This window comes from Caballeronia sp. DA-9 (assembly GCF_051615025.1).
GTDB classification, from domain to species: domain Bacteria; phylum Pseudomonadota; class Gammaproteobacteria; order Burkholderiales; family Burkholderiaceae; genus Caballeronia; species Caballeronia sordidicola.
Map to the genome: position 1 here is coordinate 1,322,944 of NZ_CP195132.1, position 26,164 is coordinate 1,349,107.

General features: G+C 61.2%; 25 protein-coding genes. 10 read left to right on the forward strand and 15 right to left on the reverse strand.

From position 1 onward, the window contains the following. The first annotated feature begins 1 nt into the window (after position 1). The 8 genes from ACRWA7_RS12360 (at position 2) to ACRWA7_RS12395 (ending at position 7,170) form a co-directional block, all read left to right on the forward strand. Complete coding sequence (locus tag ACRWA7_RS12360; RefSeq protein ID WP_438391270.1) at positions 2-1,459, forward strand: NAD-dependent succinate-semialdehyde dehydrogenase; 1,458 nt, start codon at positions 2-4, stop codon at positions 1,457-1,459. Between the two features lie 65 nt (positions 1,460-1,524). Then, positions 1,525-2,322, forward strand: coding sequence for an IclR family transcriptional regulator domain-containing protein (locus ACRWA7_RS12365; RefSeq protein ID WP_438391271.1), 798 nt, complete (start codon positions 1,525-1,527; stop codon positions 2,320-2,322). 166 nt (positions 2,323-2,488) lie between these two features. Further along, complete coding sequence (locus tag ACRWA7_RS12370; RefSeq protein ID WP_438391272.1) at positions 2,489-3,244, forward strand: SDR family oxidoreductase; 756 nt, start codon at positions 2,489-2,491, stop codon at positions 3,242-3,244. Between the two features lie 36 nt (positions 3,245-3,280). Then, on the forward strand, positions 3,281-4,048 hold the full coding sequence (locus ACRWA7_RS12375; RefSeq protein WP_438391273.1) for an SDR family NAD(P)-dependent oxidoreductase: 768 nt from the start codon (positions 3,281-3,283) through the stop codon (positions 4,046-4,048). A 147-nt stretch (positions 4,049-4,195) separates the two neighbouring features. Next, on the forward strand, positions 4,196-4,999 hold the full coding sequence (locus ACRWA7_RS12380; protein ID WP_438391274.1) for a transporter substrate-binding domain-containing protein: 804 nt from the start codon (positions 4,196-4,198) through the stop codon (positions 4,997-4,999). Positions 5,000-5,088: 89 nt separating this feature from the next. Next, complete coding sequence (locus tag ACRWA7_RS12385) at positions 5,089-5,763, forward strand: amino acid ABC transporter permease (protein WP_438391275.1); 675 nt, start codon at positions 5,089-5,091, stop codon at positions 5,761-5,763. Beyond that, positions 5,763-6,509: an amino acid ABC transporter permease gene (locus ACRWA7_RS12390; RefSeq protein ID WP_438391276.1), complete on the forward strand. Its 747-nt coding sequence runs from the start codon at positions 5,763-5,765 to the stop codon at positions 6,507-6,509. The genes ACRWA7_RS12385 and ACRWA7_RS12390 overlap by 1 nt, the downstream gene beginning before the upstream one ends. Then, a complete protein-coding gene (locus ACRWA7_RS12395; RefSeq protein WP_438391277.1) occupies positions 6,430-7,170 on the forward strand; it encodes an amino acid ABC transporter ATP-binding protein in 741 nt (246 codons plus the stop codon). The genes ACRWA7_RS12390 and ACRWA7_RS12395 overlap by 80 nt, the downstream gene beginning before the upstream one ends. A gap of 9 nt (positions 7,171-7,179) precedes the next feature. On the opposite strand, the gene ACRWA7_RS12400 is transcribed toward ACRWA7_RS12395, so the two are convergent. From ACRWA7_RS12400 to ACRWA7_RS12410, 3 genes are read right to left on the reverse strand one after another with little or no spacing between them, the layout of a single operon-like run. Next, complete coding sequence (locus tag ACRWA7_RS12400) at positions 7,180-8,316, reverse strand: NAD(P)/FAD-dependent oxidoreductase (protein ID WP_438391278.1); 1,137 nt, start codon at positions 8,314-8,316, stop codon at positions 7,180-7,182. Positions 8,317-8,343: 27 nt separating this feature from the next. Then, positions 8,344-9,483, reverse strand: coding sequence for an NADH:flavin oxidoreductase/NADH oxidase (locus tag ACRWA7_RS12405; RefSeq protein WP_438391279.1), 1,140 nt, complete (start codon positions 9,481-9,483; stop codon positions 8,344-8,346). A gap of 7 nt (positions 9,484-9,490) precedes the next feature. Continuing rightward, positions 9,491-10,432 carry a dihydrodipicolinate synthase family protein gene (locus tag ACRWA7_RS12410; protein ID WP_438391280.1) on the reverse strand — a complete coding sequence of 314 codons (942 nt, stop codon included), beginning with the start codon at positions 10,430-10,432 and terminating at the stop codon, positions 9,491-9,493. Positions 10,433-10,849: 417 nt separating this feature from the next. On the opposite strand from ACRWA7_RS12410, the gene ACRWA7_RS12415 reads away from it, so the two are divergent. Then, positions 10,850-11,980, forward strand: a complete 1,131-nt coding sequence (locus tag ACRWA7_RS12415; protein WP_438391281.1) for a porin — start codon at positions 10,850-10,852, stop codon at positions 11,978-11,980. Positions 11,981-12,050: 70 nt separating this feature from the next. Here the strand turns inward: ACRWA7_RS12415 and ACRWA7_RS12420 are convergent, their stop codons facing one another. The 11 genes from ACRWA7_RS12420 to ACRWA7_RS12470 form a co-directional block, all read right to left on the reverse strand. Beyond that, positions 12,051-13,241, reverse strand: coding sequence for an NAD(P)/FAD-dependent oxidoreductase (locus ACRWA7_RS12420; protein WP_438391282.1), 1,191 nt, complete (start codon positions 13,239-13,241; stop codon positions 12,051-12,053). Continuing rightward, entirely contained in the window at positions 13,238-14,953 is a 1,716-nt protein-coding gene (locus ACRWA7_RS12425) for an FAD-dependent oxidoreductase (protein ID WP_438391283.1), read from the reverse strand. The genes ACRWA7_RS12420 and ACRWA7_RS12425 overlap by 4 nt, the downstream gene beginning before the upstream one ends. Before the next feature lie 24 nt (positions 14,954-14,977). Continuing rightward, positions 14,978-15,703: an SDR family NAD(P)-dependent oxidoreductase gene (locus ACRWA7_RS12430; RefSeq protein ID WP_438391284.1), complete on the reverse strand. Its 726-nt coding sequence runs from the start codon at positions 15,701-15,703 to the stop codon at positions 14,978-14,980. Then, on the reverse strand, positions 15,703-16,485 hold the full coding sequence (locus tag ACRWA7_RS12435) for an SDR family oxidoreductase (RefSeq protein ID WP_438391285.1): 783 nt from the start codon (positions 16,483-16,485) through the stop codon (positions 15,703-15,705). Before ACRWA7_RS12435 ends, ACRWA7_RS12430 begins: the two co-directional genes overlap by 1 nt. A 52-nt stretch (positions 16,486-16,537) precedes the next feature. Beyond that, positions 16,538-17,956 (reverse strand): diaminopimelate decarboxylase family protein, encoded by a 1,419-nt coding sequence (locus ACRWA7_RS12440; RefSeq protein ID WP_438391286.1) that lies wholly within the window; start codon positions 17,954-17,956, stop codon positions 16,538-16,540. A gap of 40 nt (positions 17,957-17,996) precedes the next feature. Then, on the reverse strand, positions 17,997-18,902 hold the full coding sequence (locus ACRWA7_RS12445; RefSeq protein ID WP_438391287.1) for a dihydrodipicolinate synthase family protein: 906 nt from the start codon (positions 18,900-18,902) through the stop codon (positions 17,997-17,999). Between the two features lie 31 nt (positions 18,903-18,933). After that, the gene (locus tag ACRWA7_RS12450; protein ID WP_438391288.1) at positions 18,934-20,061 is read right to left on the reverse strand and encodes an ABC transporter ATP-binding protein; all 1,128 of its coding nucleotides are present in this window, start codon (positions 20,059-20,061) and stop codon (positions 18,934-18,936) included. Positions 20,062-20,115: 54 nt separating this feature from the next. Continuing rightward, the gene (locus ACRWA7_RS12455) at positions 20,116-20,946 is read right to left on the reverse strand and encodes a carbohydrate ABC transporter permease (RefSeq protein WP_438391289.1); all 831 of its coding nucleotides are present in this window, start codon (positions 20,944-20,946) and stop codon (positions 20,116-20,118) included. Then, positions 20,933-21,859 (reverse strand): carbohydrate ABC transporter permease, encoded by a 927-nt coding sequence (locus ACRWA7_RS12460; RefSeq protein WP_438391290.1) that lies wholly within the window; start codon positions 21,857-21,859, stop codon positions 20,933-20,935. Before ACRWA7_RS12460 ends, ACRWA7_RS12455 begins: the two co-directional genes overlap by 14 nt. A 111-nt stretch (positions 21,860-21,970) precedes the next feature. After that, positions 21,971-23,338: an ABC transporter substrate-binding protein gene (locus tag ACRWA7_RS12465; protein ID WP_438391292.1), complete on the reverse strand. Its 1,368-nt coding sequence runs from the start codon at positions 23,336-23,338 to the stop codon at positions 21,971-21,973. Positions 23,339-23,879: 541 nt separating this feature from the next. After that, positions 23,880-24,128, reverse strand: coding sequence for a hypothetical protein (locus ACRWA7_RS12470; protein WP_438391293.1), 249 nt, complete (start codon positions 24,126-24,128; stop codon positions 23,880-23,882). Between the two features lie 230 nt (positions 24,129-24,358). Between ACRWA7_RS12470 and cynR the strand changes: the two genes are divergently transcribed. Then, positions 24,359-25,273 carry a transcriptional regulator CynR gene (gene cynR / locus ACRWA7_RS12475; RefSeq protein WP_438391295.1) on the forward strand — a complete coding sequence of 305 codons (915 nt, stop codon included), beginning with the start codon at positions 24,359-24,361 and terminating at the stop codon, positions 25,271-25,273. A gap of 659 nt (positions 25,274-25,932) precedes the next feature. Here the strand turns inward: cynR and ACRWA7_RS12480 are convergent. Next, the gene (locus ACRWA7_RS12480) at positions 25,933-26,151 is read right to left on the reverse strand and encodes a hypothetical protein (RefSeq protein WP_438391297.1); all 219 of its coding nucleotides are present in this window, start codon (positions 26,149-26,151) and stop codon (positions 25,933-25,935) included. Positions 26,152-26,164 lie beyond the last annotated feature (13 nt).

Here is a 26,164-nt window from a genome sequence, read left to right on the forward strand (position 1 = left end):
CATGCTGCAACTCAACGATCCCGCTCTTCTCAAGCAAGCGCTGTTTTTGAACGGCGAATGGATAGCCAATACAGACAAGGGTTTTATCGATGTAACCAATCCGGCGACCGGAGCGCTGGTCGGGAAGGTGCCAAAAGCCAGCCGCGAGATGACAGCGACGGCTATCGAAAAAGCTCAGCAGGCACTAGCCGCATGGAGCGCGCGCCCTGCGGCAGAACGTTCGCAAATCATCAAGCGGTGGTTTGATCTAATCGTGACGCACGTCGATGACCTGGCGCGGATTCTCACCGCCGAACAAGGCAAGCCGCTGGCCGAAGCGCGTGGAGAGATCCTTTACGGCGCAGCATTTTTCGAGTGGTACGCGGAGGACGCGAAGCGACTGCACGGCGAAGTGCTGCAGGCGCCGGCAGCGGGGCGCCGCATGCTCGTGCTGCGGCAGCCGATTGGCGTATGCGCGGCGATCACGCCGTGGAATTTTCCAATGGCGATGATTCCCCGCAAAGCCGCTCCGGCGCTCGCGGCGGGCTGCACCATGGTGCTCAAGCCCGCGAGCGCCACGCCCTTTTCCGCGCTCGCGCTGGCCGAACTCGCGCACCGCGCCGGCGTACCGGCGGGCGTATTCAGCGTGATGACGGGCGCGGCCTCGGAAGTGGGCGACGAACTCGCCACGCATCCGCTCGTGCGCAAGCTCACCTTCACGGGTTCCACGGAAGTCGGCCGGTCGTTGATGCAAAAGGCATCGGGCACGATCAAGAAGGTGGCGATGGAACTCGGCGGCAACGCGCCGCTGATTGTTTTCGACGACGCGGACATCGACGTGGCCGTGGCCGGCACGATTGCATCGAAGTTCCGCAACATGGGCCAGACGTGCGTGTGCGCCAACCGGATCTACGTGCAGTCGGGCATTCACGACCGTTATGTCGATGCGCTGGCGAAGGCGGTGAATGCGCTGAAAGTGGGCGACGGCTTCGCGGACGGTGTGACTCAGGGACCGCTGATCGACGGCCAGGCGGTTGCCAAGGTCGAGGAACACATCAGCGACGCACTGGCGCAGGGCGCCAGGGTCGTGGCCGGCGGCAAACGCCACACACTCGGACGATCGTTCTTCGAACCGACGGTACTGACCGACGTCACGCCGTCGATGAAAATCGCCATCGAGGAAACGTTTGGTCCAGTTGCGCCGGTGTTCCGCTTCGACACCGAAGCCGAAGCCATCGCGTCCGCCAACAACACCGAATTCGGTCTCGCCGCGTACTTTTTCACCCGCGACAATGCACGCGTCTGGCGCGTCAGCGAGGCGCTGGAATGCGGCATCGTGGGCGTCAATACCGGCGCTACATCGTTTGAGGGCGCGCCTTTCGGCGGGGTCAAGGCTTCGGGCGTCGGACGCGAAGGATCGAAGCATGGCATCGAGGAATTTACCGAGCTCAAATATGTGTGCATCGCGGAAATCTGCTGATAAACTTTGTAAGTTGCAGGTTTTGTGCGCCATGCGCCCACTGCTCTTATCTGAAGGGAAAACATATGACCGCGTACGAGACGGCCCTGGAAGACGACGACGAAGTACGTGATCGCGACTACGTCGGCTCGTTCGCACGGGGCCTTGAAGTCATCAAGGTGTTCAACCGGCACACACCGCGGCGCACGCTCAGCGAAGTGGCCGAGGCCAGCGGCATGACGCGCGCCACGGTGCGGCGCTTCCTGCTGACGCTCGTGCGCGAAGGGTATGCCGAGACCGACGGCAAGTACTTCAATCTCAAGCCGAAGATCCTGGAGATCGGTTTTTCGGCGTTGTCGTCCATGAACATCTGGGACATTGCGCAACCGATCATGAACGCGCTGTCTGCGAACGTGCAGGAGTCATGTTTCGCGGCCGTGCTGGATGGCGATTCCGTGATCTACGTGGCGCGGGCCACGTCGAACCGGATCATGAATGTCGGCATTTCCATTGGCAGCCGCACGCCCGCGCATTGCGTCTCGACCGGGCGCGTCCTGCTCGCAGCGCTACCCGACGCGGAGTTTCATCAATATCTGGGAAGCGCGAAGCTGCATAAGTTCACGCCCAATACGGTGACGTCGAAGGTCAAGCTGCGTGAACTGGTCGAAGAAACACGCTTGCGCGGATGGTCCATCGTGGATCAGGAACTCGAGATCAGCCTGCGGTCCATTTCCGTACCCATTCGCGACCGCGACGGCAAGGTGGTGGCCGCGCTGAACGTCTGCTGTCCCGCCGAACGGGTGACGCCGCAAGATATCAGTTCGCGGATTTTGTCCGCCATGCTCGAGGCATCGAAGGACATTACACGGGCTTTGCAGGCCTGATTCGCCAGGCTCCGCGCGTTTTTGGACGGCACGCAAATGCGTGCCGTTTTTTTCGCCCTCGACGCGCTCATTTGCCAACTTTTAATGACACGATGTTTACATGGCGAACTTTTGTGCGCTAATATCGATGCGCCGTCGTGAGACGTAACCATCGGAGCCATCGTTCATGCAGTGGTCATTGAAGGATAAGGTCGTAGTGGTCACGGGAGGCGGACGCGGGCTGGGTCACGCCATTGCTGCCCGTTTCGCGGATCAGGGCGCGCTAGGCGTGGTGGCCGATCTGCCTTCGTCCACACGCATGGAGCCGCCGCACGGCATGGTCGCTTTGGACTGTGATGTCAGTTCCGAAGCCAGCGTCAACGCCTGCGTGGCGGCCACGCTCGAGCGTTTCGGCAAGATCGACGTCGTGATCGCGAACGCCGGAATTGTCCCGGGATGGCGCGCCACCGAAGACCTCGACTTCGACGAATGGGACCGCGTAATGGCCGTCAACGCGCGCGGCGCCGCGCTCACGATTGCGAAGACAGCGCCCGCGCTCAGCGAGACGCAAGGCGCGATTGTCGTGATGGCGTCGATCAATTCATATGCGTCCCACGCCCGACAGATGCTTTACACCGCGTCGAAGCACGCCGTGCTCGGCATTGTGCGGTCCGCCGCGCGCGATCTTGGTCCGCAAGGCGTGCGCGTCAATGCGCTCGCGCCTGGCCCGATTGCCACCGACGCGCTGCTCGAACGCATCCGGCATCGTGCAAGCACGGGCGGCGCGCCCGCCGAAACCGCACTGCACGACCTGGCGAACGGCAACGCGCTGCGTCGGCTCGCCACCCCGGACGAGGTTGCAAAGGCCGCGCTGTTCCTGGCGTCGGATCTCGCGAGCGGTATCACCGGCGTGCTGCTTCCCGTTGATGCCGGCCTGCAGTAAGCCTTCGTTCTTTCCATTCTCTCAAGCCAATCAGCCATGTTCAGTCTGGAAAACAAGACTGTGCTCGTCACGGGCGCGTCGAAAGGAATTGGTGCGGCAATTGCCACGGCGCTGGGCAATGCCGGCGCGCACGTCGTGGCGCATTACGGTCAGGATCGCGCGGGCGCGGAGCGGGCGCTGGCCGCCGTGCCCGCTGTTCGAAAACATTTCGTGCAGGCCGACCTGAAAGACCTTGCGGCCGTGGAAGCACTGTGGGACGCGGCCGAAGCATGGCGCGGGCGAATCGATGTCTACGTCAACAACGCGGCCATCATGCTGTGGCACGGCGGCTTTGCAGCCAGCGACACCACCTGGGACGCCGTCTGGGAGGAGACGCTCGCCGTCAATGTGCTCGCGCCCGCGCGCTTGATCCGGCGCGCGGTCAAGCATTTCCTTGACCAGCGCGGCGGCGTGCTTATCACCATTTCAAGCTGGGCCGCGCAGCGCGGCATGACCAATCCCGACACGATTGCCTACGCGGCATCGAAGGCTGCCGTGCGTTCGATGACCCAGACGGTCGCCCGCGCGCATGCCCGCGATGGCTTGCTGGCGTACATCGTCGCGCCGGGTGTGGTGCGCACGCAGATGTCCGAAACGTTCGCCGCCACGCAAGGCGGCGAAGCGCAAATCACCGCCACCCTCGCCATGGGCGAATGGGTTCCGCCCGACGACATTGGCGCGCTGGTGGCTTTTCTCGCGAGCGGCAAGGTGCGGCATCTGAGCGGAGCGACGCTGGACGTCAACGGCGCCAGCTACGTCCGATAAACGCCACCATGCCTATTGAGAACACAAGTGCGCCTTGCGCACATTTTCTTTGACATCGTTTTTTGATGAAGCGACAATTTTTGCGTGGACCGACGATCAAGCCGCGCGCCAACCCGGTTTTCCCTTGCCCTTTCTGGAGAGTTCGCAATGCTTAGAGCAGTATTTCTCGTGCTGGCAGCGGTTCTCGCGACGGTGACCTCGCAGGTCACCGAAGCCCGCACACTCGATCAGGTCATCAAGAGCGGCACCATTCGCATTGGCGTGAACCCGAACTTTCCGCCCATGAGCTCGTATAACGCGACCAACCAGCTGGCCGGCTTCGACATCGACATTGGCAACAAGATCGCCAGCACGTTGAATATCAAGGCTGAATTCGTGCCAACGGAAGCCGCGCAGCGCGTGCCGTTCCTCGTGTCCGACCGCATCGACATTTCGCTGGGTGCGCTGACGCGCTCCGCCGAACGCGCGCAGTTGATCGACTTCACGGTGCCGCTGCATACCGAGTCCATGTCCGTGCTGACCACCGACAAGCTCAAGGCCGCGAAGTGGACCGACTTGAATTCGCCATCGGTCACGCTGGTCGACATGCGCGGCAACTGGTCGGTCGATTACGTGAAGGACAAGCTGCCGAAAGCCAAGATGCTGCTGGTCGAATCGATAGCGGATACAGTGCGCGCCGTTGCGCAGGGACGCGGCGACGCAATTGTCGAGAACATCGACTTCTTTCAGAACTTCACGAAGAACTATCCGAACATCAAGTGGCGCACGCTGAACGATCCCATCTTCGTGAACTACGACAGCATTGGGGTATCGAAGGGGAATTTCACGCTCAGGGATTACCTGAACGTCGTGCTGTATGACCTGCATTCGTCGGGCTTCGTCAACGACACATGGCAAAAGGCGTACGGCACGCCAATGCAAAAGCCGATCGTCGCGAACCCTTATTTCTGAGCCTTGCCCGGGCGGCCGCCTGCGGCACGCCCGGGGCTCCATGACGCCGCGTGCCTGTCCGGGCACGCCGTCGTTCGATCCGGATGGCCATGACTTACACCCTTCAATATGCCGATGTGCTGCGCCAGTTGCCGTATCTCGCGGCCGGCGCCGTGCTGACGCTCGAGATTGCGTTCATCTCTTTCTGGCTGGGTTGCACGATCGGTCTTGCCGGCGCACTCGGCAAGCTGCATGGCGGCGGGATCGTGCGGCGGGCGATCGCCGTTTATGTGGTTGTGCTGACCAATACGCCCGCGCTCGTGCAGATCTTCTTTCTCTTCTACGCACTGCCCGACGCCGGCATCACGCTCTCGCCAATGACCGCTGTGTTGATCGGATTGACGCTCAACTCGGGCGCCTATCTCACCGATATCCTGCGTTCAGGCATCAGTTCGGTACGCGCTTCCGAAATGGAGACGGCCGAGACGCTCGGCATGTCCCGCCTGCAGATGCTGCGCTACGTGATCCTGCCGCACGTGGCGAAGACCATCTACGCGCCGCTGTGCAACTTCTTCGTCTGGCTGGTGCTCGGGAGTTCGATTGGCGCCATCTTCGGCGTTGAAGAACTGACAGGCCGCGCGATCAATATCTCCAGCGCCAACATGCGCACCATCGAAACCTTCTCGGTCGTGGCCGCGCTGTACGTGGCCCTCACCTTCGTGGCTTCGATAGCGCTCGCGCTGACCGGGCGCTACGCCTTTCGCGTCAAAGCGAGGATCTTCTGATGCTCGAACAGATCATTGCGCAGTTCCCTACGTTCTTCACACGCTTCACCTTTCAGTTCCTGCTCGAAGCAATGGGCCGCACGCTGGCGATGACCGCGCTTGGCTGCGGTGTCGGCATTGTGCTTGGTGCGGTTATCGCGGTGACGCGCACCACCCGGGGCCGCGTACTCGCACCGCTGCGTTTCGTGCTGACCGTGCTCGTGGAAGTGTTTCGCCGCATTCCGTTTCTGGTGAATCTCTTCATTGTGATGTTCGCGTTGCAGGGTTTCGGCTCGGACATTTCGTTGTTCACCATTGCGACCGTTTCGATCTGCATCGTGGCGACTGCGTTTTTGTCCGAAGTCATTCGCGCCGGTTTGGAGTCGGTGCCGCGCCAGCAGATAGAGGCAGCCGAAGTGATGAACTTCGGTTTCATGCGCACGCTGTTTCTGGTGTTGCTGCCGCAGTCCTGGAAAGTGATCCTGCCGCCCGCGTTCGCGTTCATGGTGATGTTTATCAAAGACACGTCGCTGGCGTCGCAAATGGGTGTCGTGGAACTGACCTTCACAGGCAAGGTCCTGATGAACCGCGGTTTCTCGCCCTTCCTGGTGTATGGCGCGGTGCTTGCCGCCTACTTCGTCCTGTCTTACCCGCTCAGTCGTCTGGGTGCTCATCTGGAGAATCGCCTTGCCTCACCTCGCAGTCGAAAAACTCTCAAGCGCGTACGCTCAGCAACAGGTTCTCCGCGACATCACACTCTCGGTTGAACGGGGCGAAGTCATCAGCCTGATCGGGCCGTCGGGATCGGGAAAAAGCACGCTGTTGCGCACGCTGGTTGGCCTGATGCCGCCAACCGCCGGCCGGGTCGTGCTCGACGACGAACCGCTCGATTATTCATCGCGCAAGAGCGTTCGCGCCGCGCGCGACAAGATGGCGATCGTGTTCCAGCAGTACAACCTGTTTCAGAACATGGACGTGCTGGGCAACGTGACCATCTCGCCCATCAAGATCAAGAAGCGGCCGCGCGACCAGGTCGAAACCGAAGCCAAGGAGTTGCTGCGCCGCGTGGGGCTGGCGGAAAAGCACAAGAGCTATCCCGATGAACTCTCGGGCGGACAGCAGCAGCGCGTGGCGATTGCAAGAGCGCTGGCGCTCAAGCCCGAACTCCTGCTGCTCGATGAAATCACGGCCGCGCTCGATCCGGAACTCGTGAACGAAGTGCTCGACACCGTGCGCACACTCGCCGGCGAAGGCATCACCATGCTGCTCGTATCGCACGAAATGTCGTTCGTGCGCGAGGTGTCCACGCGCGTGGTGATGATGGACAAGGGTCAAGTGGTCGAGATCGGTACGCCGGCGAAGATCTTCGGCAATGCCAGCGAAGCCCGCACGCGGGACTTCGTCGGCAAGATCCTTCGGCATCACTGATTGCAAAAGTCAGACACTCGCCAGCAGGAACGGCGAAAGATCGACATCGAACGGCGCGGCTTTGCCCTGCACCAGGCTCGCCACGATCTGCGCCACTGCGGGCCCCGCGGTAAAGCCCATCCACGGAAAGAAGTTGATGAAGAAGCCGGGCATGCCCGGCACTTCGCCAAGGATGGGCTTCCAGTCATCCGTGCCATTGACGACGGCGGCCCAGGTCCGGATCACGCCCAGCGCACCGAGCGCGGGCACCGTGGCAAGCGCGACCGCCATGTTGCGTTCGAGCGAGACGGGGTCCGTGGACGGATGGCCGCGACTATGCCAGCGCGCCGGCCAGCCGCCGCCAATCAGGATCGAGCCCGCCTGGTTCTGCTTGAGCGTGAGCTTGTCGCCTGCCGAATAAACCAGATGCGGGATCAGGGGCGCCACGCGCTCGGTGACGGCAACCTGGATCGCGAAACCTTGTACGTCGATTTCCATGCCGAGCATGGCCGCGATCCTGCCCGCGTCGGCGCCGGCTGCGTTGACCACGCGCCTCGCACGGTGAACGCCCGCCGTTGTGGTTACCTCGAAGCCATCGCGCGTTCCGGTCATGCCCGTCACCGCCGCATGACGCTCGAACCGGACGCCGAGCGCCCGCGCAGCGCGCGCGTAGGCAAGGGTGGCTGCAAGCGGACTTGCCTTGCCTTCGTCCGGACAGAAGGCGCCGCCCACGATTGCATCGGAGAGATACGGCGCGAGCGTGCGGACGCCCTCGCGATCTAGCAGACGCACGTCGAGTCCCTGCGCGCGCTCGACCTCGGCCTTCGCCGCGATCGCGTACATCTGCGCGTTGTCTGTGGCAACCAGCAGGCCGCCTTTGAGCGACACCTCAAGATCCGCGCCGAGTGTGTCCGACAGGCCGCGCCAGACATCGATAGAGCGGCGCAGCAGACCAATGGTCGGTGCGAAATTACGCGCCCATTCCGAGCCGCGATTGACAAAGGGATCGTGCGGAATCTGCGCATGAAGGCTGCCCGCATTCGACCCGGACGCCTGCGTATTCAGTTCGTTGCGTTCGAGCACGGTGACGGCCACGCCGTCGCGCGCCAGATAAAAGGCTGTCGCACAACCGGCAAGACCGCCGCCGATCACAATCACGTCGTTCATCGGATCAGGAGATAAGTTGAAAAAGCGCTAGGCCGATGCCGGATCGTGCGCGGGTTTTGCATGCATGTTACGCCGTGCCAGGAAAAACGCGAACGTCTCGGGCAGCACCGTGTGCGGTTCCGGATGACCCAGCGAGCGCGCCGCGCGATATGCGAAGTTCGGGTCGGCCAGAAGCTCGCGCGCCATGGCGATCATGTCGGCGGACCCTTCGCGCAAGATGTTTTCGGCCTGTAATGGATCGGTGATGAGACCTACGGCCATGGTCGCAATCTCCGCTTCACGGCGGATACGCTCTGCGTACGCGACCTGGTGCCCGGGCGCTTCCGGACGCGTGGAACGGGCAACGGGACCCCGGATACCGCCTGCGGAACAATCGATCAGGTCAATGCCCGCCTGCTTCAGCCGCCGCGCCAGTTCAATGGTTTCATCGAGCGTGATGCCGCCTTCGCTTTCGTCCACGCACGACGCCCGATACCACACCGGCATCTGCTCCGGCACCGCTTGCCTGACCGCCCGCGCCACTTCGAGCGCGAAGCGCGTGCGATTGTCGAAGCTGCCGCCATGGCGATCCGTCCTGAGATTGGCTATCGGCGATAAAAACTCGTGCAGCAGATAGCCATGCGCGCCATGCACTTCAACGAAATCCAGACCGGCGCTTGCAGCACGTTTCGCAGCGGCGGCGAAGGACGCAACAATGCGCGCGATACTTCTCTCGTCCAGCGCGGCAGGGACGGGCCAGCCGTTCGCATGCGCTATTGAAGAGGGCGCGACTGTCGGCCAGCCGCGCGGCGGTGTTGCGCCAGCAAGCGGCCCGGCTCCGTCCCATGGACTGGCTGAACTGCCCTTGCGGCCCGCGTGGCCGATCTGCACGCCGACCGGAATGCCCTGCTCCTGGTATAGCGCGGCAATCTTGCTGAAACCCTCGACCTGGCTGTCGTCCCAAAGGCCCAGACAGCCTTCGCTGATCCGGCCGTCTCGTTCCACCGCCGTTGCCTCGATCACCGCCCCGCCCACGCCGCCGAGCGCGAAGCGCGCATGATACGCGAGATGCCACGCATTCACGTGGCCTTCGACCGCGCGATACTGGCACATCGGCGAGACGACTATACGATTGACGAAGCTCGTGCCGCGCGAACTGAAAGGCGTGAAGAGGCGGATGTCGTGCATTGTTGGCTCAGGCTCTTTTTTTCGCACATTGCGCGACATAGGCGTTGATCTCGCCAATTATCGCGACAATTTTCGCACGCCGTTCCACGCCCTCGCTGCCGAGCGCGGCGAACGGAGTCAGCGGCGGGCGAACGTCGCCGACCGGATAACCCTGCGACGCCGCGAGCGCTTTCGAATAGCACTGGTGTCCATAAGTCGGATGCCCTTCTGCGATGATCCGGTCGAAGCTGGCGATCATCTTCTGGATGGTCTTCGCTTCCTCCATTTCGCCGTCGACCAGGGCGTCCCACAGCCGCGTCGATGCTTCCGGTATGTAGTTCGCGTAGGGGTTCACGTAACCCACCGCGCCCAGCAGGAAACTCTCGACGGGCCGCTCGCCAGCGAACACGTTCATCACGCCGTCGGTTGCCTCGATCACGTCGTAGACGCGGCCGACATCCATGCTCGCCTCCTTGATATAGCGGATGTTGTCGAACGCTTTCGTCAGGCGGGCGACGAGTTTCGCCGACATGTCCACGTTGGTCGTGACCGGATTGTTGTAGAGCATGATCGGCAGCGACGTGGCTTCGGAAATAGCCTTGTAATACTCGAAGATCTCGTCGTCCGTCGGCGTGTAATAGTAAGGCGGCACGATCATGAAGCCGTCCACACCCAAGGCCTCAGCCTCGCGCGTGTACCGCACGGCATTGGGCGTCGACGCATTCATGGTGCCAACCAGCACGTCCATGCGCCCCGCCACGTGCTTGACCGTTGCCTCTACATATTGCGTGCGCTCTTCGTCGCTGATGGTCAGAAACTCGCCAGTGGTGCCGAGGATGATCACGCCGGGTGAACCGGCTTCTATTTGCCAGTCCAGAAAACGTTTGAGCGCCTTTTCATCGATCGACTTGCCGTCGGCCGTAAAGGGCGTCACGGTCACGCCATAGCTGCCACGAAAAACTTTACTCACGTATTTCTCCATTCAATTCGTTTGAAAGTGTGCGCGCCATGCGCACAATTTAACGCGTCGAGTTAATCGTACGCCCGAGTCATACCACGCGATAAAACCTTGGTAAAGCGCACCGGTCGGCAGTTTCACCCGAGCAGCACCTCAAAAATCGCCCCTGCGACTCCGTTATTTCCCTTAATTTGCCGAAAATTTCAGAATCATTTTTGTTCACATGGCGACTGAATGTTAGCATGGCGCACGTTTTGTCACAAAATGTCTGTGCCAGATTTCATCGATAAGCCAGACCGTCGTGACGACCCGAGACGTGCAAACCACGTAAGCAGGAGGCACGAGCCGGAGAAAAGCCCGCACGCGCTGCGAGGTGGCTTATTCGTACTCCGAATTTTCAGCAGCATCAATTCAGGGGAGTTGAGTGGCATGAGAACTATCAGGCGAATCGCGGCGCTCGTAGGCGTGGCGGCAACGGGTTTGGCTCACGCGCAAAGCAGCGTCACGATGTACGGCGTGATCGACGTAGGCCCGACCTACGTGAGCAACGAAGGCGGCGCGCACAACATCAAGATGGACGATTCGATTGCCTCGGGGAATCGCTGGGGCATCAAAGGAACGGAAGATCTTGGCGGCAGCCTGAAGGCCATTTTCGACCTTGAAAACGGTTTCGACGCCCTGAACGGACAGTTCCGCCAGGGCGGCCGCGAATTTGGCCGCCAGGCATGGGTAGGATTGCAAAACGATTACGCAGCCATCACGCTCGGGCGGCAGTACGACCTGGTCTATGACTACACCGCGAACTATGCAATGAGCGCGTGGGCAAGCGGGTACGCAACACACCAGGGCGACCTGGACAGAATGGGCTGGGAACGCCTGGACAACGTGATCAAGATCAAGAGCGCGGATTTTCATGGCCTGCAAGGTGGTGCGATGTACTCATTCGGCAATGTTGCCGGCAGCCTGCACGACCAAAGTGCGTGGTCGGCGGGCGCTCAATACAATCACGGCCAGTTTTCAGCGGGCGCTGTGTATCTGCGCATGAACAATCCGAACGGCTCGAACGCCATCGATCCGTATGGGTCGATGGGCGTATCCAGCTTCCTCGGCCAGACCACCGCGACGCGCGATCCGGCAACCGGCAAGGTCACGGACCTGTTCGCAGCCACGCCGCTGGAAATCGACAGTCAGAGCGTGCTCACGCTGGGCGCGAGTTATGTGTTGTCCACCGTCACCTACGGAATCGCCTATTCCGATGTCTGGTTCAGGGGCTTCGGCCGGACGTCGGCATTGCGCACGTATGACGTGGGCGCCTCGTGGCAGGTGACGCCTTCGTTCAATGCGGCAGCCGGCTACTTCTATTCGACCTTCGAAGGCCACCACTACAACGAAGGCAGTCTCGGTCTCGACTACGCGTTTTCGAAACGGACCGACGTTTATCTGCAGGGCTCTTACCTGCGGGCGTCGTCGGGCGTGGACGCGGTACAAGGCTTCCTGTTCACGCCATCCACAACCAGCACGCAGGCAAGCGTGCGGCTTGGCTTGCGTCATCGGTTCTGATGTAGCGGAAAAGCGCCGCGCGACTCCTGGCACTCGCGCGGCGCAATTCGAAGCCAGTATGAATACAGCGTTATGCGCCCACAACGGAGCGCAATGTTTCCGGACGCAGACGCGCCGGTGAATAGGGCGTCACATCAACACCCGGATCACGGCCGGTCATCAAAGCCGCGACCACGCGCGCGGTCAGCGGTCCCAGCGTATACCCCGCGTCTCCCGGTATGGCCGCGTGCAGCCCCGGCATGCCCGGCATCTCACCCAGGACGCCTCGCCCGTCGACTTTCGAATTGACGCCGGCCCAGGTTCGTATGATCTGCAGCGATACCAGCGCCGGCACCATGAACCGTGCAAGCGACAGATTGCCAATCATGCTGACAGGATCGACGACCGGATACTCCGTCCCTTCGGCAAGCTTCGCCGGCCAGCCGCCGCCGATCACGATCTGCCCCGTCGCCAACTGCTTCAGTGTGATCGACCGTTCCGCATGCTGCACAAGATGCGTGATCAGCGGCGGCGCGGCTTCGGTGATATTCATATGAAGCGGCTCGGCTTCCACGGGAAGATACGCACCCGCGCTATTCATCAGCGCGCGAGCACCGGGGCCCGCCGCCACGGCCACTTGTTTCGTGGTGAGCGCGCCGTGCGGCGTGTTCAACGTGAAGCCGGGGTTACTGGCGTACAACCGTTCGACCTTGCACCGGTCAACTATGGTCACGCCCATCCGGGTGGCCCACGCCCTCACCTGCGCGTTGCATTTGAGCGGATTGAGCTTGCCTTCGTCGGCGCATAGCTCGGCGCCAAAAGCGCTTGCGCCAAGATACGGCGCGATCCGTTCGAGCTCCGCGCGATCAAGCAATTCAACCGACAAACCCAGCTCCCGCTCCCGCCTGCTCTTCGACACCAGGAAATCGAACTGCTCGGGCGTCTCGGCGATCATCAATCCGCCCGACACCTTCATTTCGAAGTCTGCGCCGATCGCGCGTTCGAACTCGCGCCAGAACGCCACGGCTTTTGGATACAGGGGCAACTGCTGTTCGAAGCCTGCCACGCGGTCCGGGAACAATCGCATGAAGCGGCTTTGCATCTGGACATGAAGGCTGCCGGCATTGGCTGTCGACGCGGCAGAACCGCCTGCATCGATCAGGACAACGTCACGTCCCGCTTGCGCCAGAAAACCTGCAAGGCAGAGTCCCACAATACCCGCGCCGATTACCGCCACATCGACATGCCGGCGCGGCAAGGCCTCTTCACTGGACGCAATCATGATTCGTCGCCATGCCCCGCGAGTTCTGCAATTGACACAGGCTTGACCGGCACGCGCGGCGCAAAGCCGGACATCTCGTCGCGCTCGCGGCCGAAGCGCGCACACACGATTTCATCGAGGACGGGCGCGCAATATCGGCCCTGGCAACGTCCCATGCCAATGCGTGTGCGGCGCTTGATCGCGCCAACAGTACTGAGGCCTTCGTCGAGCGCGATGTCGAGTTGTCCGAACGTTATCTCTTCGCAACGGCAAATAACGGTGTCGCCGCAACGCTTCTCAGGCGCTGCAAGCGCGCTGGCGTAGACCGTCCAGAGCGCTTGCTGAAAGCGCTTCTGCCTGGCAAGTTCGACCACCGCTCGATCGCGTTCCGCCGTGAGCGACGCAACGAGCGCGTGCCCAAGCGACATCGCCACCGCCGCACCCACGATTGTCCCTTCCGCAAGCGCCGCCTTCGCGCCGCCGAGCCCGGTACAATCGCCTAGCGCGTACACGTGCGCGATGCTAGTCAGCCCTTGATCGTTGCGACGCGTAACAAGCTGGCGGCGATGTTTGTCGAAATCATGTGCGCAGCCGAGCGCCCTCAGCAGTTCGTTGGCGGGCTCGAAGCCGTAGCCGAGACAGACCGCATCGACCTCGATCTTCTGCCTGGCCACAGCGCCGGGCATGTCCGGCACGCGGACCAGCTTGACGGACAATCCGGCCGCCGTCTTTTCGATCGACTCGATCACGGTCTCGTTGAAAATGCGCACGCCATGACGCTTCACGGTGCGCTGATAACCGAGTCCCTCGACTACGAGCGCGGGAGCGGCAAGCGCCATGGTCGCGAGTGAACCAAGGGTCGCGAGTCCGGGTGCGCGGGCTGCTTCGACAACTGCGGCTATCGTCGCGCCTCCGCTCACAAGCTCAGCCGCGAGCTGCAAGTTGAGCGGGCCGTTACCCGCAATCAACACGCGCTTGCCCGGCAATCGCCGCGAGGTTCGCCACAAGGTCTGCGCTGCGCCGGTCGTCATGACGCCGGGCAAGGTCCAGCCGGGAACCTGCCAGCCGCGCTCATACGCGCCGGTGGCAACAATGCTTGCGCGCGGCCGGAAGCGGACAGATCGCCCGCCCACCGCCGCAATGAACTCGTTCGGTTCGAATGCACCCCAGACGAGCGCATCGCGGATGATCTCGACACCTGCCTTGAGCGCGGCATCGATCAATGCTGCGCCGCGCTGGTGCTGCGCATCGGGAGGCGCGACGCCATCGGATGACGCCGATACACCCAGTTGCTTGTAGTACTGGCCGCCGGGCTGGCTGCGTTCATCGAGCACGGTCACGCGCGCGCCGGCGCGCCGCGCCATGAGCGCCGCCGACAACCCACCCGGCCCCGCACCGATCACAAGCACCTCGGGCTCGCGCACTTCGGGCTCACGCGCTTCGACGTAGCCGCCCGAAACCTTCGGCACCGGCAGCGCGCGTGCATGCGCACCGCGCCGCACCGAGACCGGCTTCACGATCTTGGTCATGCACGCACGCCGGTTCGCCACGCCATCCACTTCGACAAGACAGTCCTGACACACGCCCATGCCGCAAAACACGCCACGCGGCTGACCCGAAGCCGTCGTACGAAAATCCTGGATGCCATGCGCGATAAGCGTCGCCGCCAGCGTTTCGCCGGGACGCGCTTGCAGCGTCTCGCCGTCGAACTGAATTGCAATGGTTTGGGTCATGTCGATACGTTACGTGTTACCGGCTCAAAGCGAAGGCTCGAGCCGCGTGTTCAGGACGAGTTCCGCCACGGTTGCGTTATTGGGAAGCGTCAGCAAAAAGGCGATCGTATCAGCGACAGTTTCCGGGCGCAGCCGGTCCGCCACGGGACTGGCGCTCGCGAAGTGCGCGATCAGTTCGGTGTCCACAGCACCTGGACACAGGGCCGTGGCGCGTACGCCGCTATCCCAGCCGTCGAAGCGCGCCGCGTGCGTGAGCGCCATGACCGCGTGCTTGGTCATGGCGTAGCCCACCGAATCCGTCGGCCTATACCGCTTGCCATCGGTCGACGCCACGTTGATCACCCGGCCTCGTCCGCTCTCCTTGAGTGCCGGCATGGCCGCGCGGATCGTGCGGAACGGGCCCTTGACGTTGACTTCCCACATGGTGTCGAGCGCGGTGTCATTCCCGCGATCCAGTGTGATTTCAAGGAGGATGCCCGCGTTGTTGATCAGCGCGTCGAGACGCCCGAAGCGTGCGAGCGTGGCGTCCACCCACGCGGCCGGCGACTGTGGATCGAACGCGTCGTAGCGCTCGACCAGCACTCTTTCCGTATCCGCGGCAAGCGTCGGTGCGACGCTTGCCGGATCGCGCACGCCCAGCGACAGCGTGTAGCCGTCGTCGTAGAGACGTTGCGCAATGGCAGCGCCAATACCGCGTGACGCACCCGACAACATCACCACGCCGCGCGCCGGTTCAAAACGTTTCGACATCAGAACAGCCCCTGGTAGACGCCACCGTCGTTGACGATATTCTGCGCGGTCATGAAGCCGTTCTGCGCGCTGCACAGGAACGCGATCAGGTCGCCACACTCGGCCGGATCGGCGAAACGCCCTGCCGGGCAATGCTTCAACCGGTCCGCGACAATCGCCTCATAAGTCGTGTTGCCGCGTGCCGCGTGGCCGTGCAGGTTCGTGATGAGCGCATCCGTTTCGAACAAGCCCGGGCACACGCTGTTGATCACCACGTTGTGCGGAATCAGTTCGCGCGACATGGCGGCAATGGCGCCCGCGAGCGCCAGCCGCGCTGCGTGACTGGGGCCGAAGCCCACTTGCGGGAACTTGATGAAGCTCACGGACATGTTCACGATCCGGCCAAAGCCCCGCTCGCTCATGCCCGGCACGACCGCGCGAATCAGTTCGAGCGATGAATAAAAATGCGCTTCCATCCAGCCGTCCCAGCCTTCGCGCGTGATCTTGCGAAAGTCGTCAGGCACTTGCCGTATGCCGGGATTCGCAATCAGAATATCTACGATGCCCGCTTGCGCGAGAACCGCCGCGCGTCCCTCTTCTGTGCCGAGATCCGCGCTGACTTTCGTGACCTTCACGCCGGTTTGCGCCACGAGTTCGCGCGCAGCGGTATCGAGCGTTTCCTGGGACCGTGCAACCAGTGTCAGGTCCACACCTTCCCTCGCGAGCGAACGCGCCGCCGCCAATCCCAAGCCTTTACTGCCGCCGCACACGATCGCGCGGCGTCCTCTGATGCCCAAATCCATGTTGTCTCCGTGCGGCGCTTTCAGGCGCCGGCTTGTTGCAAGCGGCTTCTTTTCAAACAGTCTTAGCAAACGATGCCGCGAGCAGCCGCGGCGGCACTTTGAAACGTCCAGCAACGTCGCGCCATTGCTCGCGCACTGTCGTGACCTCGGCCATGTCTCCTGCAACCAGCACGGTCGCTGGCAAGAGTTGTGCGTTGTAACGCGCGGCGCCAGATTCGGTGTAGCCGCCGGCATCGAGGAATGCAACGAAATCGCCTCGTGCAAGCGGCGGCATGGTCCGATCCGCGCCGACCTCGTCGGAATTGCAAAGCGGTCCCACCAGATCGACGTGCTCCGTGGCCGGGCGCGCCGTGTCCTTCGCGGCCACCGCGTGGTAGTACCAGTCGAGCGCCGATGCCCATGAAAGATGGTTCGTCGAGAGATCCAGGTTCACCCACTTCTTCCTGGCGCCCTGCTTGATCGCGCCGACCCGTCCAACCGCAACGCCCGACGGCCCCGAGATCGCGCGGCCGGGTTCAATGCGCAGCTTCGGAAACGGCAGCTTCAGGCGCTCAGCCTCCTCGCGAATCGCCGCGCCGCACAGACGGCCGTATATTTCCGGCGTGGGCGCGGCGTTATCGTCTATCTGCGAACGCGGTCCCGTCCCGTACCACTTGCCGAACGTCCAGCCGCCGCCTATGTCGATGCACGGCGGTGTCCAGCCGGTTTCATCGCGCAGGAAGCCGGACCACGTGATCATCTCGCGCGCCATGATCGCGAAATTTTCTGGATCGTTCGACATGCGGCTCAAGTGAAAATGTGTTTCCTTCAGTTCTATGTTGGGCATCTGCTGCGCCCGCCTGACGATCTCCACGGTCTGCTCGCGCGTCATGCCCCACTTGGTCGAGTCGCTTTGTTCCTTGAGCGTGCCGGGACCGTGCATGGCGACACCCGTGCGTCCCGCGAGCGGCAACAGGTCAAGCTTCAGCCGGATACCGACAGCGACCTTCCTGCCAAGCCGCTTTGAAATGGCATCGATTCGATCGAGTTCGTCCATGGCGTCGATATTCACGCAAATGCCGTTCGAGATCGCCATCTCAAGTTCTTCGTCCTGCTTGTTCGAACCGTTCAGCACGAGCTTTTGAGGATCGGTTCCAGCCAGCAGCGCAATATACATTTCGTTCACGCCGAAGCAGTCGCCGCCCGCGCCTTCCTGATTCAGGATGTGGCGGATCGCAAGACCATTGTTCGATTTGTTGGCAAACAGGATCTCGACCTGCGGATAGTGCGCAAGAAACCCGTCGCGAAACGCGCGATACCGGTCACGTAGTTCGTTTTCCGAAATGATATAGAGCGGTGCGCCGTGCGTTTCGGCGAGTGCCTGCACGTCGCAGCCATCGACCCAGAGATTACCGTTCGCGCCAATGCCGATGTATTTGCCGTACTGCACGGAAAACCCGCAGGGATTCGCGTCGGTCCGTTGTTCTGTCATTGCCTTCTCCTTCCTGGGTTTCGAATTCGGCGAGTCGTGGTTACAGCAGGCCTTCAGCTTGCAACCCGGCGGCCAGTGAATCGCGCTGGCTGGAATCGAGCGCACGCAGCGGTGCCCGTGGTTTCCCGCCGCCTGGAATGCCAAGCAGATCCATTGCGGCTTTCGTCGATGGATACAGCGTGCGGCCGTCGCTCGTGAAAAGATCGGTCAGGCGGCGCCCCGTTGCCTGCAGCCGTGCCGCGAGCAGCGTGTCGCCATTGCGGGCAGCCTCGAAAAGCATCTGGCCGCCTTCGTCCCAGACGTTCGGAAAGCAGTCGATCACACCATCGGCGCCGAGTTGAACAGCCGGCACGCCAAAGACAGAAGAGGGGCCGCAAAACACACGCAGGGTTTCGTGCACGGCGAGGAACGTGCCGTAGAAATTGTTCCAGTCGCCCGAGCTTTCCTTCACCGCGACAACGCGGTCGAGCGTGCCCAGCCGCGCGACCAGTTTGGGCGTCAGGTAATTCACCGCGTTGCCTGGAATGTTGTAGAGCATGACCGGCAAGCCGGCATGCGCGGTAACGTCGGCGTAATGCGCGAAGATCTCGTCGTCGGTGAGCTTGACGAAGTATGGCGGCAGGATCAGCGCGCCATCGCATCCCGCTTTTTCAGCCTGCAAGGTCAACGCAATGGTGTCCTCCACACCAATCATGCCGGTCCCTGCAATCAACGTCCCACGCGCACCCATGACGTCTTTCGCCGCCGCGAACAGACGGGCGCGTTCGCCGGCGCTCATTGCCCAGAATTCGCCGGTGCAGCCGCCGACCACGACCCCGGTTGCGCCAAGCTTCAAATGCCGTTCGATCACATCGCCGAGCTCGGCCTCGTCGAGCTTGCCGTTGTCGTCGAATGGCGTGGTGATTGCCGGCATGGCGCCGGCCCAGTCAACGCTATCTCTATTCATGCTTTTGACCCATGTTGGATGGTATGAATGTTCATGCTGCGTCCCGCGTGCGCTTGATCGACGTGACGTTGGTGTCGTCGCGGTTCATGCGCTGCCCGCTTTGACGCGAGAAAATATGCAGCCGCGCGAGCGTGATCTCGAAGGGCACGCTTTGGCCGGCGCGCAGTTCTGCTGCAAGCGGCACGTCACTCGCAATGCGTGTGCAGAGCGATGCCCCGCCGCAATCCATCAACACGATGGACTCGTGCCCCGTTGGCTCGACCACCTTGATCCGCGCACTGAGTGTCCCGCGGCCCAACACAATGTCCTCGGGCCGGATGCCGACACAGACCTCGCCGCTTGCGTCCGCGCGAAGCGCGGCGTGAGGCAGACGCACTGTGACGCCGCCTGCGTGCAACGAGAAGCCGGTATCGTCGCGCTGCAGGTCGCCATCGATCAGCGACATCGCGGGCGTGCCGATAAACCCCGCCACGAACTGGTTTGCCGGCCGGTAATAAATTTCATCAGGCGTGCCGAACTGCTGCAGCACGCCGCCGTTCATTACTGCAATGCGCGTGGACATGGTCATTGCTTCAAGCTGATCGTGCGTGACGTAGACAGTAGTCGTCCCCATGCGCTGATGCAGCTCGATCAGCTCAGCGCGCATATGCGCGCGCAATTTGGCGTCGAGATTCGAAAGCGGTTCGTCGAGCAGGAACACCTTGGGCTTGCGGATCAATGCCCGACCCAGCGCAACGCGCTGCTGCTGTCCGCCTGAAAGCTGCTTGGGCTTTCTTTCGAGCAACGGTTCGAGTTGCAGCAACTGCGCAATGTTGTTCAGCATCGCGGGCCATTCCTGCTTGGGAACACCGCGTTTTTTCAGCGGATACACAATGTTCTGCGCGACCGTCAGATGCGGATACAGCGCGTAGGACTGGAACACCATTGCTATGTCGCGCTTCGCCGGCGGTAACTCCTGTACTTCGGTTCCGCCAATATGGATCGCGCCGCTCGTCGGCTGCTCGAGACCCGCGAGCATGCGCAGCGTGGTCGTCTTGCCGCAACCCGAGGGGCCGAGCAGACAAACGAACTCGCCGTCGCGGATATCGAGGTCGAGTGAAGGAATCGAGACCGTCTCGCCAAACACCTTGCGTACATGCTTGAAACTTACTGCTGCCATTGAGGTGCTCCAGATTGCTAGCCAGTGTGTCGTCGGTGCGCATCCCGCGAGCGCTCAACCCTTCACGCCGCCTGCGCCAAAACCGCTTGTCAGGTAACGCTGGAGGAAAGCGAAGAAGAACAGCAACGGCACGCTCATCATCACGGAGGCCGCCATCAGCAGCGACCACTCGATGTTGAACGACGACACGAGCATGTTCATCACGCCGGTGGTAAGCGGTCGCGTCTCGTCCGTATTGACCATCACGAGCGCATACAGGTACTCGTTCCACGCAAGAATAAACGTGAACAGTGCGGTCGAAATGATTCCGGGCAAGGCTTGCGGCAGGATCACGTCGGCGAACGCACCCAGCCGGCTCGCGCCATCCACGAGCGCGGCCGCTTCGAGATCGTCGGGAATGCCTGCCATGAACGAACGCAACAGCCACATTGCGTAAGGCAGGGAAAACGTGGTGTATGAGATCACGAGGCTGGTCAGCGTATTCTGCAAGCCCAGTTTCACCATCATCAGGTAAAGCGGAATGATCAGGACAACGGATGGCATCAGATAGGTACAGAGAACCGCCGTGGCGATTGCCTCGCGTCCGCGATACGCGAAGCGCGCGAGGCTGTAGCCGCCAATGGTGGCGACCGCCATCACGACCACGGTGGTCGCCACTGACAGAACGATCGAATTCCAGAAGTAGCTGAGGAATGGCGTGTCCTCAAGCAGCCGCCGATAATGTTCGAACGTCACGTGTTCGGGCAGGAGCTTGATCGGATAAACGAACAATTCGCTTTGCGGCTTGATGGACGTCAGCACCATCCAGATCAATGGGAACACCATCAGGATCACGATCACCCATGTAGCAAGTGACGCGGGAAGATTCGTTCTACCGGCTCGCATCGTGGCTCCGTGTGCGTTGTGCGCGATAAAGATAAGCCGCCATCAGCACGCCCATGACAACCATCATTCCAACCGCGGAAGCAGAAGCCGCGCCCATCTGGTTCAGACCGAATGCCTGTTGATACACGAGCAGCGGCACCGACCGCGTCTGGTTGACCGGACCGCCGCCCGTCATCAGATACAACAGGTCGAATTCCTTGAAGTCCCAGATGATGCGCAACAGGATCACGACGCCCAGCACTTCGCGCAACTGCGGTAGCGTCACATCGAAAAAACGGCCGAACGGACCTGCGCCATCCATGCGCGCCGCTTCATAAAGCGCGAGCGGAATGGTCTGCAGTCGCGCCAGCACCGCAATCACCACAAACGGAAAGTACTTCCAAGTGCCGACCAGGACAATGCTGATCATTGCATTGGGCATTTCGCCGAGCCAGTTCACAGGGCTGCTGATCACATGGAGTTCGAGCAGGATCTGGTTAAGCACGCCATACAGGTCGTTGAAGAGCCACCGCCAGACCAGCACGGCGACCACCGTGGAAACGAAGTAAGGAAACAGCACCAGGCTGCGCGCTGCCGAGCGCATGGCTATCTTTTCGTTGAGCAGCAGCGCCATGCCCACACCGCACAGTATCTGCAAGACAAGGGTCGACGTGGTCCAGACGATGGTCACCCACAACGAGAACCAGAATGTCGACGAACCAAGCATGTCCCGATAGTTCGCCAGACCCACGAAGTTCGATGTCTGCGTGGGCGTGTACACCGAGTTCAGCGAAAGCCACAGCGCGTAAAGCAGCGGATACACGATGGTCGCGATCAGCAGCAACACTGCCGGCGCGATCAGCAGGATGCCCAACCTGCCATACGTCGATTCGAGAGAACGAACGCCCATGCGGGGCAACGAAACAGTGGCCATGCGCTTTTCCAGTACGTGCCCAGGCGAACCCAGACCGGGCATTGACGGACAAAAGAAGAGATAACGAAACGCACGGCGCACCGGGCGCCCTGCGTTTGCACAGCGGCCGTGTCAGGCCTTCATCAGCGTTTCGAGCTTCTTTGCGGTTGCACCGACCACGGCCTTCGGCGCTTCATTGCTCAGCACGACGCGCTGGACCATTTCGGCCAGGACATTGCTCGCGACGATCTCGTTCGCCCGGCGGTTTGGCTTGTGCGCCGGCGATTCGAAGCCGAGGTTGTGACCGGACGCTGCGGCGGCAGACATCAATTCCACTTCCTTCGGGTACTTCTTGATGATCGGATTGCTGTTGTACCGAGGATCCGCTGCAATGGTTTTCAGCACCGGCAGCAAATGCGCGGGCGCACCCAGCAACTCGGAGATATACCCTGCCGGGTCAAAAAGATATTCCGCGAACATTTTGGATGCCGAAATATTCCTGGCCTTCTTTGGAATGAAGACGCACGGGAAGTCGTTGTAAGTCCATGCCGGCACCGACTTCGAGATGGTCGGATACGTGGCGCAAGTCACGGAGTCGGCAATGGCTGGATTCTGCGCTGCGATGTTGTCCAGCACACGGCCGCCATAGATACCCGTCGCGGTCGATCCGGAGACAAACGCGGTCAGACTTTCTCCCCAGCTATAGCCGGTCGCGCCGGGCGGGCAGAACTCACGCATCGACTTGTAGAAGTCGAGGGCGTTGAGCGTCGCCTGACTGTCGATAGCAACTTGCAGGTCCGGCGTGAAGACTTGGCCGCCCGCGCGATGAATAAAACCAAGCAGGATCAGCGACGTCATGCTGTTCAGGCCATACGGCAGCGGCGCGCCATAAATGCGGCCGCCCTGCATTTTCTTGCATGCGGCGCGAAGTTCGTCCCATGTCTCAGGCACCTTGTCCACACCCGACTTTTGCATCAGGTCGCGGCGGATCCAGAGAACATCCGCGGCCGTATTCGCCAAACCCGTGGCGCAAAGCTTTCCGTCAGCGGTCCTGAATACATCGTTTGCGTTCGGATAATACTTGTCGACACCAACCGCTGCGACGACGTCATCGACCGGTTCGACAAGCCCGTCGGCGTAATACGTTTGTGCCGCATACGAGGGCAGGTGAGTGATGATGTCGGGCACCTGATTCGCCGCGAACGCCGCTGCAAGCTGCGCCGGATAACCCTCGTCAGAGGTTGCTTCGAATACCACCTTCACGCCTGGATGCGCCGCCATGAATCCGGCGATCTGCGCTTTATAGGCTTTCAACTGGTCGGGCGCAGCCTGGGTCGACCACCAGCGCAGCGTGATGGGATCTGCCGCGAATGCGCTGCTTCCGAATGTCAGCCCCCCGATACCCGCGGACATACCCGCCGACGCTGCCAATTTGAGCAAATGGCGGCGTTTTGCCGAATGCGTGGCTGTGTCTACCTTCCGATCCCCGTCGAACGTCATTCAGCTTCGCTCCCGATAAATTGTGCGCCTGTCGCACCAATGTGCGTATTTATACATGAGCAATAAATGTCACACAACGGGTTTTTCCGAGATTTCAGGGGTGGGTCGCGGTTAATGCGCAATGACTTGATTATCTTTGTTCGCCTGTCGCACACTTGATAGCGAGATATCTGACAATCGACTGAGAGCTTGGCTGACTTCCGGGCATGGAGCGTCGCCCATCACCGGATGACTTATCCGGCATTAACGGCGAGTTTGAATGGGCGTATCGACTAGCATCGAATGCCCGCGCTTGATGGTCCGTGAGCGTGCGGCCCCGCGCACGAACGGCAAAAATCGATTCGTTTGGACGGGAGTTATCTGTTTAGCGCGCCGGTCTGCACGACGGCGGCCAAATGCACGATCTATCGGGATATCTCTTTGCCTTAACGGAAGAGTTCGCACATCGATGTGCTGAGAGAAAATCTACGAGATCGATCGCGAGCGCATGACGTGCTCGCGTGGCATCGCCGTGATCGAATGGTGCTGCGATTAAAGGCAATTATCTTGGAGCATGCCGCGAAGTTCTGGCGTCGGCAGCAAGTCGCCCAATTGCAGCCGGATGCGCTGGCGATGCCCGGCGCACGGAGCCCGGCGGTTTTGCCGAGACCTCCGCATTTGCGAGACCCGCGAAGCGGCCATGTTCCTCGGCTTTTGCCAGGACTTCCTGAGGAAGCAGTTGCGCAATCGCGAACGTAGCAAACGCGCCAACCGCGACAAGAACGATTGAAGCCACAACGACAGTTTCCATCTTGCTCCCCTTATTACTGATTGCCACGGGACTGTTGACTCGCGCGTCCGGCTTTGCAAGACGGCTGCGCCTATACAATCAGCACCGAAGCCAACGCCAATCCAGAAGGTGAGCCGCTAAACAGAGGCTCAACGGATATCGCGGAATAGAGGTGATTTTGCCGCGTGCGATTCGCGTCGTCCAAGACTGGATACGGATGGAGGCTATAACAAGAGCTTATGGAGACCATCATGCTGCTTCGCCATATTCGATACTTGATGGCAGTCGCCGAGCAGGGCAACTTTACGCGGGCAGCAGAGACGCTTCGCGTGTCGCAGCCCGCGCTGTCGCAGCAAATCCGCCAACTCGAAAGTGAACTGGGCGGGCAGCTTTTCGACCGCAGCGGCAGGACAGTCCGGCTGACCGATTTCGGCTCCGCCTATGTGGACTACGCACGGCGCGCCCTTCTCGACCTTGAGGCGGGACGGCGGGCACTCGACGACGTCAGGGACCTCACGCGTGGACACGTACGGGTCGCCGTGACACCGACGTTCACGGAATATCTTGTCGGACCGCTTGTCGGGCAGTTCCGGAACCTGCACCCCGGGGTAAGTATCGAGCTGTCCGAGAGTCCGCTGGAAGGCATTGAGACAGCATTGAACGATGATCAGATCGATCTCGGGATTGGCTTCTCCGACGTGCGCTCCGAAGACATTGAAGTGGAACCGCTATTCAGCGAGCGGCTGACGCTGGTGGCGGGCGGCGCACATCGCTTGACGCGCACGTCGTTGGCCGTCGTACCAAGCCAGCTCGCGGAGGTTCCGCTTGCGCTCCTGACGGGGAACTTCGTGTCCCGTCGTTATGTGGACGACTATTTCCTGGCACACAGGATCAAGCCGGACATTGCGTTGCAGGCAAATTCGATCAGCGCAGTGCTCAAGCTTGTCCGGCGCGGCGAGATTGCGGCGATCTTGCCCAGCGCCATGCAGCACGAACATGGCGACCTGTCGTACGTGCCGCTCGACCCGCCCTTCCCCACTCGCACGGTCGCGCTGCTTCGGCGACGGCACGCTTATCGCACGGTGGCGTCGGTCAGGTTCTGCGCGCTGTTGACCGAGATGCTGCTGACCGGAGAGCTTTCGAACCTGAAGACTTTTGCGGCGTGAGCGGCATTCCGTGCGCATGACGCGAAATAGACCCGATGGGCTCGACCGAACGTTGCAACGACCGGGCTGACGAGGCTGAAATGGTGAAGTGTGCAACACATGCAAGCCGAGTCCGTCATTGCGCGTGAAGCGCGCGCCGACTTACCGGAATCCGACGTCATGCCCGAAGTAGCCGTCGGTCAGTCCACGCGACATCATTTTCCAAGGCTGCTTCCACTGCCTCTGCCTAAGCGGGAACTACATAAAACTACAAGCAAAAAAGCCACTCCGAAGAGTGGCTTTCAGGTGTTTGGTGGGCCTCCCGTGAGTCGAACACGGCACCAACGGATTATGCTTACCAAACTATGTCTTTCGACACCCTTTTCAGGTTTGTGGTCTGGACTGTCTCTTGTCTTTACGACTCGCCCGTACAGTCTCTACACCTTCCCAATTCCTTCATTGGGCTTGGCTCGGGATTGGCATTGTGACTGGCACAGAAGCGTTCCCCGACTTTGAGCGATTCTACCAAGGGGCAGAGCTAACTTGCCCCAAGGCAACCCATTCATGGCTCACCATGCCGTGGTGCATGGTTTAGGTGAGCCTTTGCTAAGTCCGCTGCTCTAACCAAGCATGAGCTAGAGGCCCGAGTTCGCTATTCTACCTAGGAACGGGCGCGCAGCCTAGAGGCAGCCTGACTGCAAAACAGCTAATCGCGCCTCGCCCGGCCTTATCCAGCAAGGTTTCCAGAAACATGCCAGAGGATCATGGGCCGACAGGTTATACGAATCAAGCTTGCGGCCCTGTGCACCATGCAGCATGCGGATGAATGCCGCCGTCGTGGTGAAGCGGGCTGTAAAACGAATGCGGCGGACAAAGTCCGCCGCATTCGGATGCTTCATTCACGCCTCAACC